General features: G+C 72.3%; 15 protein-coding genes. 9 read left to right on the plus strand and 6 right to left on the minus strand.

Annotation, left to right across the window (positions count from 1 at the left end; all coding sequences use genetic code 11):
• Positions 1-422: 422 nt before the first annotated feature.
• Positions 423-998, minus strand: a complete 576-nt coding sequence (locus tag HPY23_RS27590) for a Ros/MucR family transcriptional regulator (protein WP_091882894.1) — start codon at positions 996-998, stop codon at positions 423-425.
• 223 nt (positions 999-1,221) lie between these two features.
• Here HPY23_RS27590 and HPY23_RS27595 point away from each other — a divergent pair, with 223 nt between their 5' ends.
• The 5 genes from HPY23_RS27595 to HPY23_RS27615 all read left to right on the plus strand — a co-directional run bounded on the left by HPY23_RS27595 (position 1,222) and on the right by HPY23_RS27615 (position 6,213).
• Positions 1,222-1,434, plus strand: coding sequence for a ferredoxin (locus HPY23_RS27595; protein WP_060845299.1), 213 nt, complete (start codon positions 1,222-1,224; stop codon positions 1,432-1,434).
• A complete protein-coding gene (locus HPY23_RS27600) occupies positions 1,431-2,714 on the plus strand; it encodes an NAD(P)/FAD-dependent oxidoreductase (RefSeq protein WP_091882897.1) in 1,284 nt (427 codons plus the stop codon). The genes HPY23_RS27595 and HPY23_RS27600 overlap by 4 nt, the downstream gene beginning before the upstream one ends.
• A 24-nt stretch (positions 2,715-2,738) precedes the next feature.
• Positions 2,739-3,986, plus strand: a complete 1,248-nt coding sequence (locus tag HPY23_RS27605) for a cytochrome P450 (RefSeq protein WP_060845301.1) — start codon at positions 2,739-2,741, stop codon at positions 3,984-3,986.
• A gap of 63 nt (positions 3,987-4,049) precedes the next feature.
• Positions 4,050-5,615, plus strand: a complete 1,566-nt coding sequence (locus tag HPY23_RS27610) for an FAD-dependent oxidoreductase (RefSeq protein WP_091882900.1) — start codon at positions 4,050-4,052, stop codon at positions 5,613-5,615.
• A gap of 103 nt (positions 5,616-5,718) precedes the next feature.
• A complete protein-coding gene (locus HPY23_RS27615) occupies positions 5,719-6,213 on the plus strand; it encodes a MarR family winged helix-turn-helix transcriptional regulator (protein WP_175539866.1) in 495 nt (164 codons plus the stop codon).
• Positions 6,214-6,216: 3 nt separating this feature from the next.
• Here HPY23_RS27615 and HPY23_RS27620 read toward each other — a convergent pair whose 3' ends face one another.
• The 4 genes from HPY23_RS27620 to HPY23_RS27635 all read right to left on the minus strand — a co-directional run bounded on the left by HPY23_RS27620 (position 6,217) and on the right by HPY23_RS27635 (position 10,994).
• Positions 6,217-6,675 carry an acyl-CoA thioesterase gene (locus HPY23_RS27620; protein WP_091882906.1) on the minus strand — a complete coding sequence of 153 codons (459 nt, stop codon included), beginning with the start codon at positions 6,673-6,675 and terminating at the stop codon, positions 6,217-6,219.
• Positions 6,672-8,492, minus strand: coding sequence for a feruloyl-CoA synthase (locus HPY23_RS27625; protein ID WP_200602086.1), 1,821 nt, complete (start codon positions 8,490-8,492; stop codon positions 6,672-6,674). Before HPY23_RS27625 ends, HPY23_RS27620 begins: the two co-directional genes overlap by 4 nt.
• A gap of 5 nt (positions 8,493-8,497) precedes the next feature.
• On the minus strand, positions 8,498-9,712 hold the full coding sequence (locus HPY23_RS27630; protein WP_091882912.1) for an ABC transporter substrate-binding protein: 1,215 nt from the start codon (positions 9,710-9,712) through the stop codon (positions 8,498-8,500).
• A 490-nt stretch (positions 9,713-10,202) separates the two neighbouring features.
• Positions 10,203-10,994, minus strand: coding sequence for a crotonase/enoyl-CoA hydratase family protein (locus HPY23_RS27635; RefSeq protein WP_060845307.1), 792 nt, complete (start codon positions 10,992-10,994; stop codon positions 10,203-10,205).
• A gap of 136 nt (positions 10,995-11,130) precedes the next feature.
• Here HPY23_RS27635 and HPY23_RS27640 point away from each other — a divergent pair, with 136 nt between their 5' ends.
• Genes HPY23_RS27640 through HPY23_RS27655 form a run of 4 tightly spaced genes read left to right on the plus strand, consistent with a single transcriptional unit; the run spans position 11,131 to position 14,727 of the window.
• A complete protein-coding gene (locus HPY23_RS27640) occupies positions 11,131-12,102 on the plus strand; it encodes a 3-hydroxyacyl-CoA dehydrogenase NAD-binding domain-containing protein (protein WP_091882915.1) in 972 nt (323 codons plus the stop codon).
• Positions 12,103-12,131: 29 nt separating this feature from the next.
• Positions 12,132-13,013 (plus strand): beta-keto acid cleavage family enzyme, encoded by an 882-nt coding sequence (locus HPY23_RS27645; RefSeq protein WP_060845309.1) that lies wholly within the window; start codon positions 12,132-12,134, stop codon positions 13,011-13,013.
• A gap of 14 nt (positions 13,014-13,027) precedes the next feature.
• Entirely contained in the window at positions 13,028-14,251 is a 1,224-nt protein-coding gene (locus HPY23_RS27650; protein WP_091882918.1) for an ABC transporter substrate-binding protein, read from the plus strand.
• Positions 14,252-14,259: 8 nt separating this feature from the next.
• On the plus strand, positions 14,260-14,727 hold the full coding sequence (locus tag HPY23_RS27655) for a DUF3237 domain-containing protein (protein ID WP_060849134.1): 468 nt from the start codon (positions 14,260-14,262) through the stop codon (positions 14,725-14,727).
• A gap of 4 nt (positions 14,728-14,731) precedes the next feature.
• Here the strand turns inward: HPY23_RS27655 and HPY23_RS27660 are convergent, their stop codons facing one another.
• The gene (locus HPY23_RS27660) at positions 14,732-15,799 is read right to left on the minus strand and encodes a PAS domain-containing protein (RefSeq protein ID WP_060845311.1); all 1,068 of its coding nucleotides are present in this window, start codon (positions 15,797-15,799) and stop codon (positions 14,732-14,734) included.
• Between the last annotated feature and the right edge of the window lie 77 nt (positions 15,800-15,876).

Below are 15,876 nucleotides of genomic sequence, written 5' to 3' on the forward strand. Positions count from 1 at the left end.
TACGGCCCCTGGCGGTACTACGGGATGCCGCTATCAACCCTGGAGGCCGATTTGGAGGCGGGGCTACTGTGAGCCCCTATCAACCCCGAATGACGAAGAACCGATATTTTGCCGGCAAATTCGCGATATACGGAGGGCTGCGGCGCACGAGGCCGCCAGCTGGACCGGGTCACCGTCCGCCGACGTTGCGCTCGTTCGGGGAAAGGACCCGCGCCGGGCTGCAGGTCACCGGCCCGGAATCCGCATCGAATCCAACAAAGCCGTGTCTCGCCCGCTCGCCTGCTCTGTTGCGCCTCGCAGCCCCGAACGGCGTCCCCACGCGGGGGGATCCGCTTCCGGCCTTTCGGCGGACGAGCGGTCGGGCCGTCTCCGAGGCCGGCGGACGCATGCCGCTGCGTCCGCCGGATGTCGGGCTCTCCGCCTCAGGCGTTGCCGCGGCGGCCGCGGCGGGGCTTGCTCTCGACCGGAGCCTCCGCCTCGGGGGCGGCGTCGGCGTCGCCGTCCGGGATGTCCGTCGCGTCCGCCGGCTCGGCGTCGTGGCCTTCGGCCGCGTCGTCCGTCCCCGCTTCGACCCGCACGGCGCTGCGGCGGCGCTGCTGGCCGAGGCCCAGCGAGCGGGCGAGCTCCGAGCGCTGCTCGGAGTAGCTCGCCGAGGTCATCGGGTAGTCGTGCGGCAGGCCCCACTTCTGGCGGTAGGCCTCCGGCGTCAGGCCGCGCAGGGTCAGGTGACGGCGCAAGGTCTTGTAAGACTTTCCATCCTCGAAGCTGACCAGGAAGTCGTGGCTGATCGAGCGGCGGATCTCCGCCGGCGTCGCCTTGGGATGGGCCGGCTCAGCGGCGGCTTTGCCGCCCTTCGCCACCTCGTTCAGCGCACCGAAGACGTCGGCGATCAGCTTCGGCAGCTCCGCACCTTGAAGATGATTGCTGCTGACATATGCCGAGATGATGTCGGCCGTCAGCGTGACGATATGATCGTGTGTGTTAGCTGTCTCGTCCATGCCGCAGGCCCGGGAATCACTGCAAATCGGTCTCTTATCCTTAAGTTCGCGGTGACCGAAAAGGCAAGGATTATCTGTCGATAAAAACCGCATTTTCATCGGATTCGATCGGTTTGACATGACGAGCGGCGGCGCGATCCAGCGTCGTGCTGCCACCCCGGACGGCGCCGGAACCCGGCCGTGCGGCTGCGGTTCTCTCCAGCGGACAGTCCGGGAGCCGTGGATGCGCGTCGTCGTCGACCTGAATCGGTGCCAGGCCTATGCCCAGTGCTGCTACGCGGCGCCGGAGCGCTTCGTGCTGCAGGGCGACGAGATCCTGGCCTACGATCCGGCGCCGCCGGCGGCCGAGCGGGCCGCCATCGACCGGGCGGTGCAGGCCTGCCCGGTCCGGGCCATCCGGGTCGAGCACGACGAGACGGCGGAGCGGGCGGCGTGAGGGACGGGACCATCGTCGTCGCGGGTGCCTCGCTCGCAGGCCTGCGCGGGGCCGAGGCCCTGCGGCGGGGCGGATTTTCCGGCCGCCTGATCCTCGTCGGCGACGAGCCCCACCTGCCCTACGACCGCCCTCCCCTCTCCAAGCACGTCCTCACCGGCGAGGTCGCCGCCGGGGCCACCACCCTGCCGGGCGTCGGCGCCCTCGACGCCGAGTGGCGTCTCGGTACCCCGGCCGCCGGCCTCGACCGCGCCGGCCGGTCACTCCTTCTCGCCGACGGCACGCGCCTGCCCTTCGACCGGCTGCTGATCGCCACCGGGGCCCGCGCCCGGCCCTGGCCGCAGGCCGACGAGGCCCGGCTCGCGGGCGTCCACACCCTGCGCGGCCGCGACGATGCGGCGGCGTTGGCCGCCGGGCTGGCCGCCCGGCCCGGACGGGTGCTGATCCTCGGCGCCGGCTTCATCGGCGGCGAGGTCGCCTCCAGCATTCGCGCCCTCGGGCTTCCGGTCACGGTGGTCGATCCCGAGCCGGCGCCCCTCGCCCGTGCGCTCGGCAGCGTGCTCGGCGGGTTCATGGCCGGGCGGATGGAGGCATCGGGCGTCGATCTGCGCCCGGGCACCCGCGTGGCGCGGCTCGAGGGCGACGAGGCCGGCCGGGTGCGCCGCGCGCATCTGGCCGAGGGCGGCACGATCGAGGCCGACCTCGTCGTGGTGGCGCTCGGCGCCGTGCGCAACACCGGCTGGCTCGCCGGCAGCGGCCTGTCGGCGGACGAGGGCGGATTGTCCTGCGACGGCGCCTGCCGGGCCCTCGACGAGGCCGGCCGGCCCGACGACGCGATCTTCGCCGCCGGCGACGTGGCGCGCTTTCCCCATCCGCTCTACGGCGGCCGTCCGGTCGCCCTGGAGCATTGGGGCAACGCCGTCGCGCAAGGGGCGCACGCCGCCCGCGCCATGCTGGACGGGCCGGACGCCGCGGGCGCCTATGCCGAGCTGCCGGCCTTCTGGTCGAGCCAGTTCGGCCTCAACATCAAGTCCCTCGGGCTGCTCGAGGGGGCCGACGCGATGGCGATCGTCCAGGGCGATCCCGGGACGGGCCGGTTCCTGGCGGTCTACGGCCATGAAGGCCGCACGATCGCGGCGGTCTCGATCAATGCCGGGCGCTGGCTGCCGGCCTACGAGGCGCCGATCCGGGAGGGTGCGCCGTTCCCGCCGATCACCGGCGGCGCCGACCAGCCCGCCCCGGCGCCGTTCCCGCCGGGCCTGCCGTCCATGCAGGCCGCCTGACGCGCGGCCCATCCGAGGTTCCGCATGACCGACACCGACGGCACCCTGTTCGCGCAGGTCCGCGACCCTGAGAACCGCGCCGATCCCTACCCGCTCTACACCCGCCTGCGGGCGCAGCCCGTCGCGCGCCAGGACGACGGCACCTGGGTGGCGAGCGGCTACGCGGCGATCCGCGCCCTCCTGCACGATCCCCGGGTCAGCTCGGAAGACCTGCCGCCGGCCGAGCACCCGGCGACCGGCAACCCGATCAAGGATTTCTTCGTCAACCCGATCAAGGACTGGATCACCGACCGCCACCGCCCCTTCATCTTCCGCGATCCGCCCGACCACGGCCTCCTGCGCCGCCAGGTGATGGGGCAGTTCACGGTGGCGCGGGTGCGGGGCATGAAGCGGCGCACCGAGGCGCTGGTGGACGAGTGCCTGAGAGCCCGCGCGGGCGCGACCCGCTTCGACCTCGTCGACGACCTCGCCTATCCGCTCCCGGTCACGGTGATCTGCGAGATGCTCGGCGTGCCGCGGGAGGACGAGGCGCGCTTCCACGCCTGGGCGACGCAGCTCGCCACCGCGCTCGAGCCCGAGAGCCGCAACGACGAGGACCTGCGGGCCCGCAACACCGAGACCTTCGACGCCATCGCGGCCTACATGCGCGACCTGATCCGCGAGAAGCGCCGGGCGCCCGCCGACGACATGCTGTCGGGGCTCGCCACGACCAAGGACGCGCAAGCCGGGCGGATGAGCGACCCGGACCTCGTCGCCACCGCGATCCTGCTCCTGATCGCCGGCCACGAGACCACCGTGAACCTCATCACCAACGGGATGCTGACGCTCCTGCGCCATCCCGACGAGCTGGCGCGCCTGCGCGCCGACCCGGAGCGGGCGCCGCGGGTGATCGAAGAGTTGCTGCGCTACGAGCCGCCGGTGCATTTCCGCACCCGGCTCACCCGGGCGCCGATCCCGGTCGGGGACGTCACCATTCCCGAGGGCGTGCCCCTGGTGCTGCTCTTCGCCGCCGGCAACCGCGACCCGGCCCGCTTCCCCGACCCCGACCGGTTCGACCCCGACCGGGAGGACAACCAGCATTTCGGCTTCGGCGGCGCGCTGCATTACTGCGTCGGCGCGCCGCTCGCCCGCATCGAGGCCGAGGCGGCGTTGACCGCGCTGGTCGCCCGCCTGCGGGAGCCCCGCCTCGTCGAGGACCCGCCGCCCTACCGGGCGGGCGCGTCCCTGCGCGGGCCCGAGCGCCTGCTCCTCGACATCCGCGGCATCGCCTGACGGCACCGCAAGGTCATCCGCGCGTTGCCCGCCGACGAACGACGCGACGGACGGGAGCGCACGATGGCCGAGGGCGGTGAGAAGACCGGGAAGACGGACGACAAGCCGGATTTCGCGCGCGGCATCCCGGCGGGCGACCTGCCCGAGGGCGCGATGATCGAGGGCACCCTCGGCGAGGACAAGGTGCTGCTCCTGCGCCGCGACGGCGCGGTGACGGCGATCGGCGCCCGCTGCACCCATCTCGGCGCGCCGCTCGCCAAGGGGATCGTCGCCGAGGGCGAGATCCGCTGTCCCTGGCACCATGCCCGGTTCAGCCTGGAGACCGGCGAGGCGGTCGGCGCCCCGGCCTTCGCGCCGCTGCCGTGCTACCGCGCCGAGGAGCGCGACGGCCGCATCACCGTGACCGGCCGGCGCGAGGCCGCATCGAGGCCTGAAGGCGCCGAGCCGGCCAAAGGTTCGCTCGGCAAGGTCGTCGTCATCGGCGGCGGGGCCGGGGGGCACGCCTGCGCCGAGTGGCTGGCCCGGGCCGGCCACGGTGGCGCCGTGACCCTGGTGAGCGACGATCCCGATCCGCCCTACGACCGCACCTTCTGCTCGAAGCAGTACCTCTCCGGCAAGGCGCCCCGGGAGAAGACGATGCTCGCCCCGGACGGCTTCTATGGCGGCGAGGGCCCGCGGCTCCTGCGCGACCGGGTGGTCTCGCTCGATCTCGGCGCGGAGGAGATCGTGACGGCCGGCGGCGAGCGGCTGGCCTACGACGCCCTGGTGATCGCCACCGGCGCGGCGCCGCTGAAGCCGGACCTGCCGGGCTTCGACCGGCCCGAGGTCCACACCCTGCGCAGCCTCAAGGACGCCGACGCCCTGATCGCGGCGGCCGAGAAGGCTCGCTCGGTCGCCGTGGTGGGGGCGAGCTTCATCGGCCTCGAGGTCGCCGCCGCGATGATCGCCCGCGAGAAGAGCGTCACGGTCGTGGCGCCCGATGCCGTGCCGCTGGCCAAGGTTCTCGGCGAGGCGGTCGGCCGCTTCGTCCAGGGCCTGCACGAGGAGAAGGGCGTGACGTTCCGGCTCGGCCGCAAGGTCGAGGGCTTCGACGGGACGGCGCTGACCCTCGACGACGGCAGCCGGATCGAGGCCGACCTCGTGGTGCTCGGCACCGGCGTCTCGCCGCGGGTCGACCTCGCGGCGGCGGCCGGGCTGGCGCTCGCGCAAAAGGACGACGGCGGCGGCATCGCGGTCGACGCGCATCTCGCCACCTCGGCGCCCGGCATCTACGCCATCGGCGACGTCGCGTCGTATCCGGATCCGCGCAGCGGCCGGCCCTTGCGGGTCGAGCACTGGGTCCATGCCCAGCGCCAGGGCCAGCACGTCGCCCGCACGCTGCTGGGCGAGACGGCGCCGTTCACCGAGACGCCGTTCTTCTGGAGCGGGCATTACGCCACCAGCCTGCGCTACGTCGGCCATGCCGGCTCGGCCGAGGAGCCCCGGATCGAGGGCGAGGTGGGCAAGGGCGACTTCGCCGTGACCTACCGCGAGGACGGGCGCGATGCCGCGCTCGCCACCTGCAAGCGCGACACGCGCTCGCTCGAGGTCGAGGCGGCGTGGGACCGGGAGGCGTGGGCGGCGGTCTGATCGCCAGGGGCCGGGGTCCGGGCGCGCCACCCCGCTTGCGCCCGGGCCCGTTCGCGGGCAGGTGGCGGACCAGTCCCACGGTCGAACACGGGCCCGTCCAGCGTTGCCGAGCGAAGATTCCCCGGGCCTTGCCCGTCTCGAAGGCCTGATCGGCTACACCCTGCGGCGGGCGCAGGTCGCGGTGTCGCGCAGCTTCGTCGAGCTGTTTGCCGACCTCGACGTGCGCCAGAGCCAGCTCGGCGTGCTCACGGTGATCGAGGGCAGCCCGGGCGCGCGCCCGAGCCAGGTCGGCGCGGCGATCGGCATCAAGCGGGCCAATATCGGCCCGCTCCTCGACGCGCTGGAGACCCGCGCCCTGGTGCGCCGCGAGCCCGACCCGACCGACCGCCGCTCGCAATCCCTGTTCCTGACGGAGGCCGGCGAGGCCCTGATGGCGGAACTCCACCGCCGGGAGGCCGCGCACGAGGAGCGCATCGCCGCCTTCCTGAACCCGGACGAGCGCACCATGCTCCTCGACTTCCTGCGCCGCCTGGAGCAGGGGGCGCGGGAGGTGGTGGGAGATTTGGCCGGCGACGAGGGGGCGGAGGAGACCGACTGAGGCTCACTCCCCCCGGAAGCGCCGCACCAGCTCCTCGGGGATCGGCGCCGCCTTCATTCGAGCGGGATCGTCGGGGTGGCGGCCGGCCCAGACCCGGCGCTCGCGGCCCTCGACGGCGAGTTCGCCGTCCTTGAGAAGGCGGTGGCGCACGGCAAAGCTCGATCGGCCGACATCCACCACCGTCGAGACGATCTCGACCCGGTCGCCGTAGCGCGAGGGCTTCAGGAACCGCGCCCCGGTCTCGACCAGCGGGATGCCGAGGAGGTCGTAGCGCGCGAGCATCCCGGCCTTCGGCAGGCCCGTCGCGGCCTCGCACAGCATCGCGGTCGACCAGTCGAAGAAATCGAAGAAGCGCGGGTTGAACACGATGCCGGCGGGGTCGCAATGGCCCCACTCCACCGTCAGGGTGCGGGCATGGGTGAAGCCCTCGTGGTCGGACGTCGAGTCTTGCGGCGGGGTCATGCGGTCTCCGGGACGATGATGGCGGGGGAAGGCGGCGCGGCGTAGAGGCGCTCGACCGCCTCGGCCCGGTTGCGCAGCACGCCGCGCTGGTTGATCGAGCCCTTGTCGGTCACCTCGTCGCGGTCGAGGGCCGGGGGCTCGGCCAGGAGCAGCAGCCGGGCGATGCGGTTCGACGAGCCGGTGGCCCTGGCGGCGAAGGCGGTCAGCCGCCGGGCGAAATCGCGGCGCAGGGCCGGGTGGGCGAGGACGCGCTCGTCGCCGCCGGTCTCGCCGCAGAGGGCCCGGCAGGCGGCGATGTCCGGAAAGACCAGGGCCGTGACCTCGTCCCGCGCCTCGCCCGCGATGGCGACGTCGCGCACCAGCGGCTGGAACGCGTCGAGGAATGCGGCCCGCAGGGGCCCGACGCTGACCCAGATCCCGGTGGTGAGCTTGAAATCCTCGTTGAGGCGCCCGTCGAAGGTGAAGCCGCGGAGGAGATCGTCGGGGTCGACCGGCACGAGCGCGTCGCCGAGGCGGTAGAATCCCTCGTCGTCGAAGGCCGCTGCCGTGAGGTCCGGCCGGCGCCAGTAGCCGGGGGTGACGTTGGGCCCGCGCACCCGTGCCTCGCGCTTGGTGCCGACAGGAGCGACCTTCAGCGCGACACCGGGAGCCGGCAGGCCGACCTGGCCGGCCTTGGCCGGGCGGTCGTCGGTGACGAGGGCGAGCGGCGCGGTCTCGGTGGCGCCGAGCCCCGTCACCATCGGCACCGTCCGGCCGATGGTCCGACGGGCGAGGTCGTCGATGGCGTCCCAGACCGGCTGCGGCAGGCCGGCGGCGGCGAAGAACGTGACCTGGAGCCGGCTAAAGAAGTTTCTTCGCAAAGCCTCGTCGTCGCGCAGGTGCGGCACCAGGGCCTCGAAGCCCTTCGGGACCGTCAGGTAGAGAGTGGGTGCGACCTCGCGCAGGGCCCGCACGGTCTCGCGGATGCCGCTCGGCGTCGGCCTTCCCTCGTCGATGTGCAGGATGCCGCCATTCGCCAGCACCAGGTTGAAGTTGTGGTTGCCCCCGAAGGTGTGGTGCCAGGGCAGCCAGTCGACCATCACCGGCGGCTCGGCGGTGAGCGCGGGAAACCGCGCCTGCAGCATCGCCTGGTTGGCGGCGAGCATCCGGTGGGTGTTCACCACCGCCTTCGGCACGCCGGTGGAGCCGGAGGTGAACAGGAGCTTCGCCACCGTGTCGGGCGTCACCGCGGCGTGGGCGGCGGCGACGGAGCCGGGATCGTGGGCCTGCATCAGGTCCGCGAACGGCGTCGCGGGCCGGCCGATCGCCGCGTCGTCGCCGATCACCACTTCCGTGCCCGCCGGCACCGCCGCCGCGATGGCGGCGGCATAGGTCGCCCCCTCCGCCGCGAAGACGAGGCCGGGGGTGAGCAGGTCGACGATCGCCCGCAGGCGGGCATGGTCCTGCGATACGGTGGAATAGGCCGGCGAGACCGGCGCCACCGCGATGCCGACATGCAGGGCGGCGAGCGAGACGAGCGCGTGCTCGAAGCCGTTGCCGGACAGGATCATCACCGGCCGCTCGGCCGAGAGGTTTCGGGCGAGCAGCGCCGCGGCGATCCGCTCGACGGCGCGGAGCGCCGCCCCGTAGGTCAGGGGCTCGGTGCCGCCTTGCCCGCGCCGGACCAGGAACGGGCGGTCCGGCGCCTCGGCGGCGTGGCGCACCAGGTGCGCAGTCAGGCGCTCCGGATAGGGCGGCAGCGCCGCCGTCGCGGTGACGACGAGGCTGCCGTCGTCGCGCGCGGTGAAACGATGCGTCTCCAAACGATGGGTCTCCATGCGTCTCATCCCTTCACCAGCGGGCAGCCGCCCTCGGCGAGCGGGCGCCAGGCCTCCTCGGCCGGCACGGTACGGACCGGCTTGAAGTAGTCCCAGCTGCCCTTGCTCTCGGCCGGGGTCTTGGTCTCGAGCAGGTACATCGGATGGAGCTTGCGGCCGTCCTCGCGGATGCGGCCCTTGCCGAAGATCGGATCGTCGGTCGGCATCGCCTTCATGGCCGCCACGACGCTGCGGCCGTCGCCCGCGTCCTTCACGGTGCCGAGGCTTTTCAGGTAGTGCTCCACCGCCGAGTAGACGCCGGCCTGCATGTCGTTCGGCATGGCGTGGCGCGGGTGGCGGGCGGCATAGCGCGCCGCGAAGGCCCGGGTGCCGTCGTCGAGGTTCCAGTAATACGGCGTGACGATGTAGACGCCCTGCGTCGCCTTGAGGCCGAGCGCCGGCATGTTGGTGATGTTGAGGATCAGCCCGGCGAGGCGCTGGCCCGGGGCGATGCCGAATTCCGCCGCCTGCTTGAGGGCGTTCGAGGTGTCGTCGCCGGCATTCGCCAGCCCGATCACGTCGGCGCCCGACGCTTGCGCCTGGAGCAGGAAGGACGAGAAGTCGGAGGTGCCGAGCGGATGGCGCGAGCCTCCCTTCACGCTGCCGCCCATCGCCTTGACCTCCTCGGCGGCCGAGCCTTCGAGGTCCTTGCCGAAGGTGTAGTCGGCGGTGAGGAAGTACCAGGACTTTCCGCCCTGCTGCACCAGGGCCTTGGCCAGCGCATGGCCGAGCGACCAGGTGTCGTAGGTCCAGTGCACGGTGTTGGGCGAGCATTGCTTGCCGGTGAGCTCGGCGGTGCCGGCGCCCGAGCCGATGAACACCTTGTTCTTCTCCCGCGCCAGGTTCGCCACCGCCAAAGCCACGGCGGAGTTCGGCACGTCGACGATCAGGTCGACGCCGTCCTGGTCGAACCAGCGCCGGGCGATCGAGGCGCCGATATCGGTCTTGTTCTGGTGGTCGGCCGAGACCAGCTCGACCGGCCGCCCGGCCTGCTTGGAAAAATCCTCGATGGCGAGTTGCGCCGCGATGACCGAGCCCTGGCCCTGGTAGTCGGCGTAGGGGCCCGACATGTCGTTGAGGACGCCGATCTTCACCGGCCTCTCGGCGGCCGCGGCGGGGGCGAGAAGGGACAGGAGGGCGGCGAGCGCCGGCGCGAGCCGGCGGATGGGGCGGCGTGGCATGGTTTCCTCCGGGGGTGGCCGGTCTTGGTGCCGGGCTTTGGAATTCATGACGATGATGTCAGGCGTGTTGTCTTGGTGATCGCGAGTAAAAATAAGTCGCTGGATCCCATCTCCCGAGTATGAGAGGGGTAAGGGGCGATCAAAGATCGCGCAGGGTGGAGACGGTGCAGCAATAATCCTGAAGCGTTGGGCTGCGCAGCTTAACGCTTGGTGTTTTATCCTGAACCCGAGCCACCCTCACCCCTGAAACCTCTCCCACACGGGAGAGGGGAACTGCGCTTGACTTGTCACCCGCTGCGTTTCCACCTCCCAGGGTCATCCCGGGGCTCGCCGAAGGCGAGAGCCCGGGATCCATAACCGCTGACGGTGCCTGAAAAGGCGGAACGCGCCCCGCTACGTCCTGGAACCTCAGCGGTTATGGATCCCGGGTTCCGCTTCGCGGCCCCGGGATGACGTGGAGGGTGTCAGGACATGGTGCGACTCATCGGGATCATTCCCGCACCTTCTTCGCCCGCCCCTCCAAGAACTCCGAAAGCCGCCGCTTGGCCTCGGCGTCGCTCTGCGCCACCGCGGTCATCAGCGCCTCGGTGAGATAGCCCGTCGCCGGGTCGGCCTCGGCGATGCGCGGCAGGGCGTGGATCAGGGCGTAGTTGGTGAGCGGCGCGTTCTCGGCCGCCCGGGCGGCGAGCGCGATCGCCCGCTCCAGCCCCTCGCCCGGCGCCACGACGTAGTGCGACAGGCCGAGCCGCTCGCCGCTCTCGGCATCGTGGACGCGGCCGGTCAGCATCATGTCGCGCATCCGCGAGACGCCGATCAGCCGCGGCAGCCGCACCGAGGCGCCGCCGCCGACGAAGATGCCGCGCTGGCCCTCCGGTAGCGCATAGAAGGCGGACGATTCGGCGACCCGCAGATGGGCCGAGAGCGCCAGTTCGAGCCCGCCGCCGATCACCGCGCCCTTCAGTGCGGCCACCACCGGCACCCGGCCGAACTCGATCTCGTGGAAGGCCCGGTGCCACATCCGCGAATGCAGCATCCCGGCCGGCGCATCGCGCTCGGTCAGCTCCGCGAGGTCGAGACCGGCGCAGAAATGCGGGCCTTCCGCCGCGATCACCAGGGCGCGCACGTCGTCGGGCAGCCCCCGGGCGATGCGCTCGAGCCCCAGCACCATGCCGTCGTCGAGGGCGTTGCGCTTGTGCGGGCGGTTCAGGGTGACGATCGCCACGGCGTCCCGCCTCGTGACGACCAGGGACTCGGTGCCGAGGCCCGACAGGTCCTCCCCCATGCGGCGCTCCTTGCGATTCTCGCTCCGGCCGTTCGCGCCGGATTGCCAAACCTGATTTGTAATGTGATATAACTATCTCAACGGGTCAATCGGGCGGCAAGCCCCGACAGCAGATCCGATCAGGGAGGGCGCCGCGATGAACCACGCGAGCGGACAGGCCGGCGCGTACCGCACGGTCATCGGACGGGTGGCGGTGATCGGCACCGGCGTCATCGGGGCGTCGTGGGTGTCGCAATGCCTCGCCCGCGGGCTCGCCGTCGTCGCCACCGATCCGGCTCCCGGCGCCGAAGCCGCTCTTCGCGAGACGGTCGCCCGGCACTGGCCGATCCTCGAACAGATCGGTCTCAGCCCCGGCGCCTCGCCCGAGCGGCTGACCTTCGTGGCCGGTCCGGAGGAAGCCGCCGCCGACGCCGATTTCGTCCAGGAGAACGGTCCCGAGCGCCTGGAGATCAAGCACGAGACCTTTGCCCGTCTCGACGCCGCGGCCGCGCCCGACGTGGTGCTGGCGACCAGTTCCTCCGGCCTGACCCCGAGCGCGATCCAGACCGCCTGCCGCCATCCCGGCCGGGTGGTGCTCGGCCATCCCTTCAACCCGCCCCACCTCGTCCCGCTGGTCGAGGTTCTGGGGGGAGAAAAGACCGACGAGGGCGCCGTCGCGGCCGCGATGGCGTTCTACCAAAACCTCGGCAAGCGGCCGATCCGCCTGCGGCGCGAACTCGTCGGCCACGTCGCCAACCGGCTCCAGGCGGCGCTCTGGCGCGAGGCGTTCCACCTCGTCGGCACCGGCGCCGCCACGGTGGCCGACATCGACGCCGCCATCGCCCACGGCCCGGGCCTGCGCTGGGCCCTGATGGGGCCGTGCCTGCTCAACCACCTCTCGGGCGGATCCAAGGGGCTCGCCCACACCCTCGACCATCTGGGACCCTTGATGGAGGCGATGTGGGCCGATCTCGGCGACCCGCGCCTGACCCCCGAGCTGAAGGCGACCCTCGTCGAGGGCCTCGAACAGGCGCTCGACGGGCGCGACCGGGACGCGATGGTGGCGCAGCGCGACCGGCTCCTCGTCGACCTCGTCCGGCACAAGCGCGAGGCGCCGGACCTGCCGTAACCAACCCCAACGAACCAAGGGAGCACACCATGACCAAGGTGATCGTGACGGTGGCGCCGACCGGCGGCATGGCCTCGAAGGCGCAGAACCCCAACCTGCCGACCCAGCCGGCCGAGATCGCCGAGTCGGTGCACAAGTCCTGGAAGGAGGGCGCGGCGATCGCGGCGCTCCACGCCCGCCGGCCGGACGACGAGGCGACCTGCAACGCCGAGATCTACCGCGACATCAACCGGCGCATCCGCGAGCGCTGCGACATCATCCTCAACAACTCGACCGGCGGCGGCTCGAGCGGCGACATGCTGGTGCCGCGCCCCGACGGGCTGTTCGAATCGAGCTTCGAGGAGCGGCTGAAGGGCTGCGAGGCCGGCGCCGAGATGGCGACCTTCGACGGCATGACCTTCGCGGACGTGCATGGCGGCCGCGAGATCCTGGTGGTCACCACGCCGAGCCGCTGCGAGGCCCTGGCCAAGCGCATGCAGGAGCGCGGCATCAAGCCGGAATGGGAGGTCTTCGGGCCCCAGCACATCCTGCAGGACGTGACCCGGCTGATCGAGAAGGGCTACGACAAGCCGCCCTACTACATCAACATGGTGCTGGGCGCAGACAAGGGTTTTCAGGGCGCGATGCCCTACTCCCACGACATCCTGGCGGCGATGATCCGGATGCTGCCGCCGCAATCGATCTTCTGCGTCTCCGGCATCGGCCCGGCGCAGCTGCCGGCCACCACCCAGGCCATCCTGCTCGGCGGCCACGTCCGGGTCGGGCTGGAGGACAACAACTACTATTCCCGCGGCCAGCTCGCCACCAACGAGCAGCTCGTCGCCCGCACGGTGCGGATCATCAAGGAGCTGAACCACGAGCCGGCGAGCCCGGCCGAGGCGCGCGACATCCTCGGCCTCAAGGCCGTCTGACGGGAGGGACGACGATGCGCGCCCTCCGCTCCGCCCTGCTGGCGGGCCTGATCGCCCTCGCGCCCGCCGCAGGCCGTGCGGCGGAGGGCGCGATCTCCGGCGATGTGGTCAAGATCGGCGTTCTCGCCGACATGTCGACCGCGATGTCCGGCAATTACGGCACCGGCAGCGTCACCGCGGCGCGGCTCGCGGTCGAGGATTTCGGTCCGACCGTTCTCGGCCGCCCGATCGAGGTCGTCGCCGCCGACCACCAGAGCAAGCCGGACGTGGCGAGCACGCTCGCTCGCCGCTGGTACGACGTCGAGGGGGTCGACATGATCACCGACCTCGGCAACTCGGCGGTGGCGCTGGGCGTCCAGGCGCTGGCGACGGAGAAGGGGCGGCTCGCCCTGATCACCGGATCGGGCTCGACGGTGATCACCGGGGCGCAGTGCTCGCCGAACGGCGCGCTCTGGGTCATCGACACCCATGCCCTCTCCCGCGCCATCGCCAAGCCCCTGGTGGAGGCGGGGGAGAAGACCTGGTTCTACGTCGTCGCCGACATCACGCTCGGAAAGTCCTTCGTCGCCGACGTGACGCCGGTGGTGACGGGCGGCGGCGGCAAGGTGGCGGGCCAGGTCTTCCACCCCCTGCTCTCGCCCGACCTGTCGTCGCAGATCCTGCAGGCGCAAGCTTCCGGCGCCGGGGTGATCGCGCTCTTCAACGTCGGCGGCGACGCGATCAACGCGGTCAAGCAGGCCTCCGAGTTCGGCGTGCTGGGCGGGCGTCAGAAGCTCGCCGGCTTCTACATGACGGCGGTCGACGTCCACGCGCTCGGGCTCGCGGCCGCCGGCGGCCTGTACCTGGCGGAGGCGTTCTACTGGGACCAGGACGACGCCGCCCGCGCTTTCGCCAAGCGCTTCTACGCGCGCCAGAAGGCGATGCCGAACAGCTACCAGGCGGGCGTCTACTCGGCGGTGATGCACTACCTGAAAGCCGTCAGGACCGCCGGCACCGATGCGGCCGCACCGGTCATGGCGGCGATGCGCGCGATGCCGATCGAGGACGTCATGACCCGTGGCGGCCGCCTGCGGCCGGACGGGCGGGTGATCCGCGAGGTCTCGCTCTTCCGGGTCAAGCGCCCGGAGGAGTCGAAGGGCGAGTGGGACGTGATGGCGCGGGTCGCGACGCTCTCCGGCGACGAGGCGTTCCGGCCGCTCTCCGAGAGCGACTGCCCGCTGGTGAGGGGCAAGCCGTGATCCGGGCCATGACGACGATCCCCGCCCCCGCCCTGGAGCACGTCTTCGACGCCCGCATCCTGGTCGCGGTACCCTGCGAGATCGGGGAGACAGTGGCGGGCAGCCGCCGGGTCATCGCCATCACGGGCGGCATCGTCTCGGGGCCCGGCCTCGCCGGCCGGGTGATGCCCGGCGGGGCCGATTACCAGACCATCGCGGGCGACGGGCTGACCCAGCTCCATGCCCGCTACGTGATCGAGGCCGAGGACGGCGCGCGGATCTACGTCGAGAATACGGGCCTGCGCTTCGGCCCACCCGAGGCGCTGGAGCGCCTGCGCCGGGGCGAGCCGGTCGATCCCGCGCTGATCTACTTCCGCTCCGCGCCCCGGTTCGAGACCGCGGCCCCGCGCCTCGCCTGGATGCAGACGAGTCTCTTCCTCGCCACCGGGGCGCGGGCCCCGGACCATGTGGCGCTGAGCGTCTACCGGGTCGCGTGACGGCTTACGCCGCGGGCGGCGCCACCTCGCCCTCGCCGGATCGGGCCACCGCCACCGTCCCGCCCTCGACCAGCGTGAACACGATCCCGGCCTTGCGCAGGGCGGCAAGGGCGTGAGGGCGCGAGCGCGAGGTCGGCCCCTCGGATTCCTCCTCGAGGCGCCGGACGGTCGAGAGCGACAGGCCGCTCGCCCGCGCGAGGTCGTTGAGGGTCCAGTCGAGGAAGCCGCGCGCCGCCCGCAGGTGGCAGCCCTGGATCGCCTGCTCGACCTGGCGCGGCAGCGGCCCGCACGGGGTCGCCGCCGTCCCGCCATCGTGCGGGGTGATTACGATGGTCCAGCCCATCTGGTCGGCCGCCCCCTCCCGGAGGGGCACCATCGTCAGGTGGAACGGCGCCCGCCCGCCGGCGGCGAGCCGCAAGGTCGGGGCGATGCTGAAGGTCCGCCCGGCCGCGGCGAGGCGGGGCAGCTCCTCGGCCCAGCGCGCCCATTCCTCCGGCACGATCGGGCTGAGCCAGTTCGCCCGCACGTCCTCGCGGCCGAGGCCGACGAGCGCCAGGAAATCGGGGCCGTACTCGGTCGGCGGCAGGCTCGCCTCGGAATAGATGAAGACCTGCGCCTGCTGCGCCAGGCTCGCCCGGCGCTGCTGCTCGAGGCGGTGCAGCTCGGCCAGGCGCTCGCGGTCGGTCACGTCGAGCAGCACGCCGGTCACCGAGACGGGCCGGCCCTCGGCGCTGAAGAACACCTCGCCGCGGCTCACCACCGTGCGGGCCGTCCCGTCCGGCCGGATCAGCCGGACCGTGTGGCTGCCGAAGATCCCGGTCTGGACGATCTGGGCGGCATCCTCCAGCACGTCGCGGTCGGCCGGGTGGACCAGACCCAGCAGCCGCTCGTAGCTCGCCGCCTCGCCCTCCGGCAGCCCGAGCAGGCGGTACAGCCCGGACGACCAGACCTGGCGGCCGGTGCCGAAATCCCAGCGCCAGGCGCCGGTGAGCCCGAACGCCTCGATCAGGTGCATGAAGTCGTGGGAGGTCGGATCCGCCGGCCGGCCCGTCCCGCCGATCGACGCGCTCATCGGCGGCCGGCCCGTGCCGCGGCGCCGGACGACGGGACGCGTGCGGGCGGCGGCCCTCCGGCCCCGCGCCCAGCCGG

Origin of the sequence: Methylobacterium ajmalii (assembly GCF_016613415.1) — a bacterium.
Taxonomy (GTDB): Bacteria; Pseudomonadota; Alphaproteobacteria; order Rhizobiales; family Beijerinckiaceae; genus Methylobacterium; species Methylobacterium ajmalii.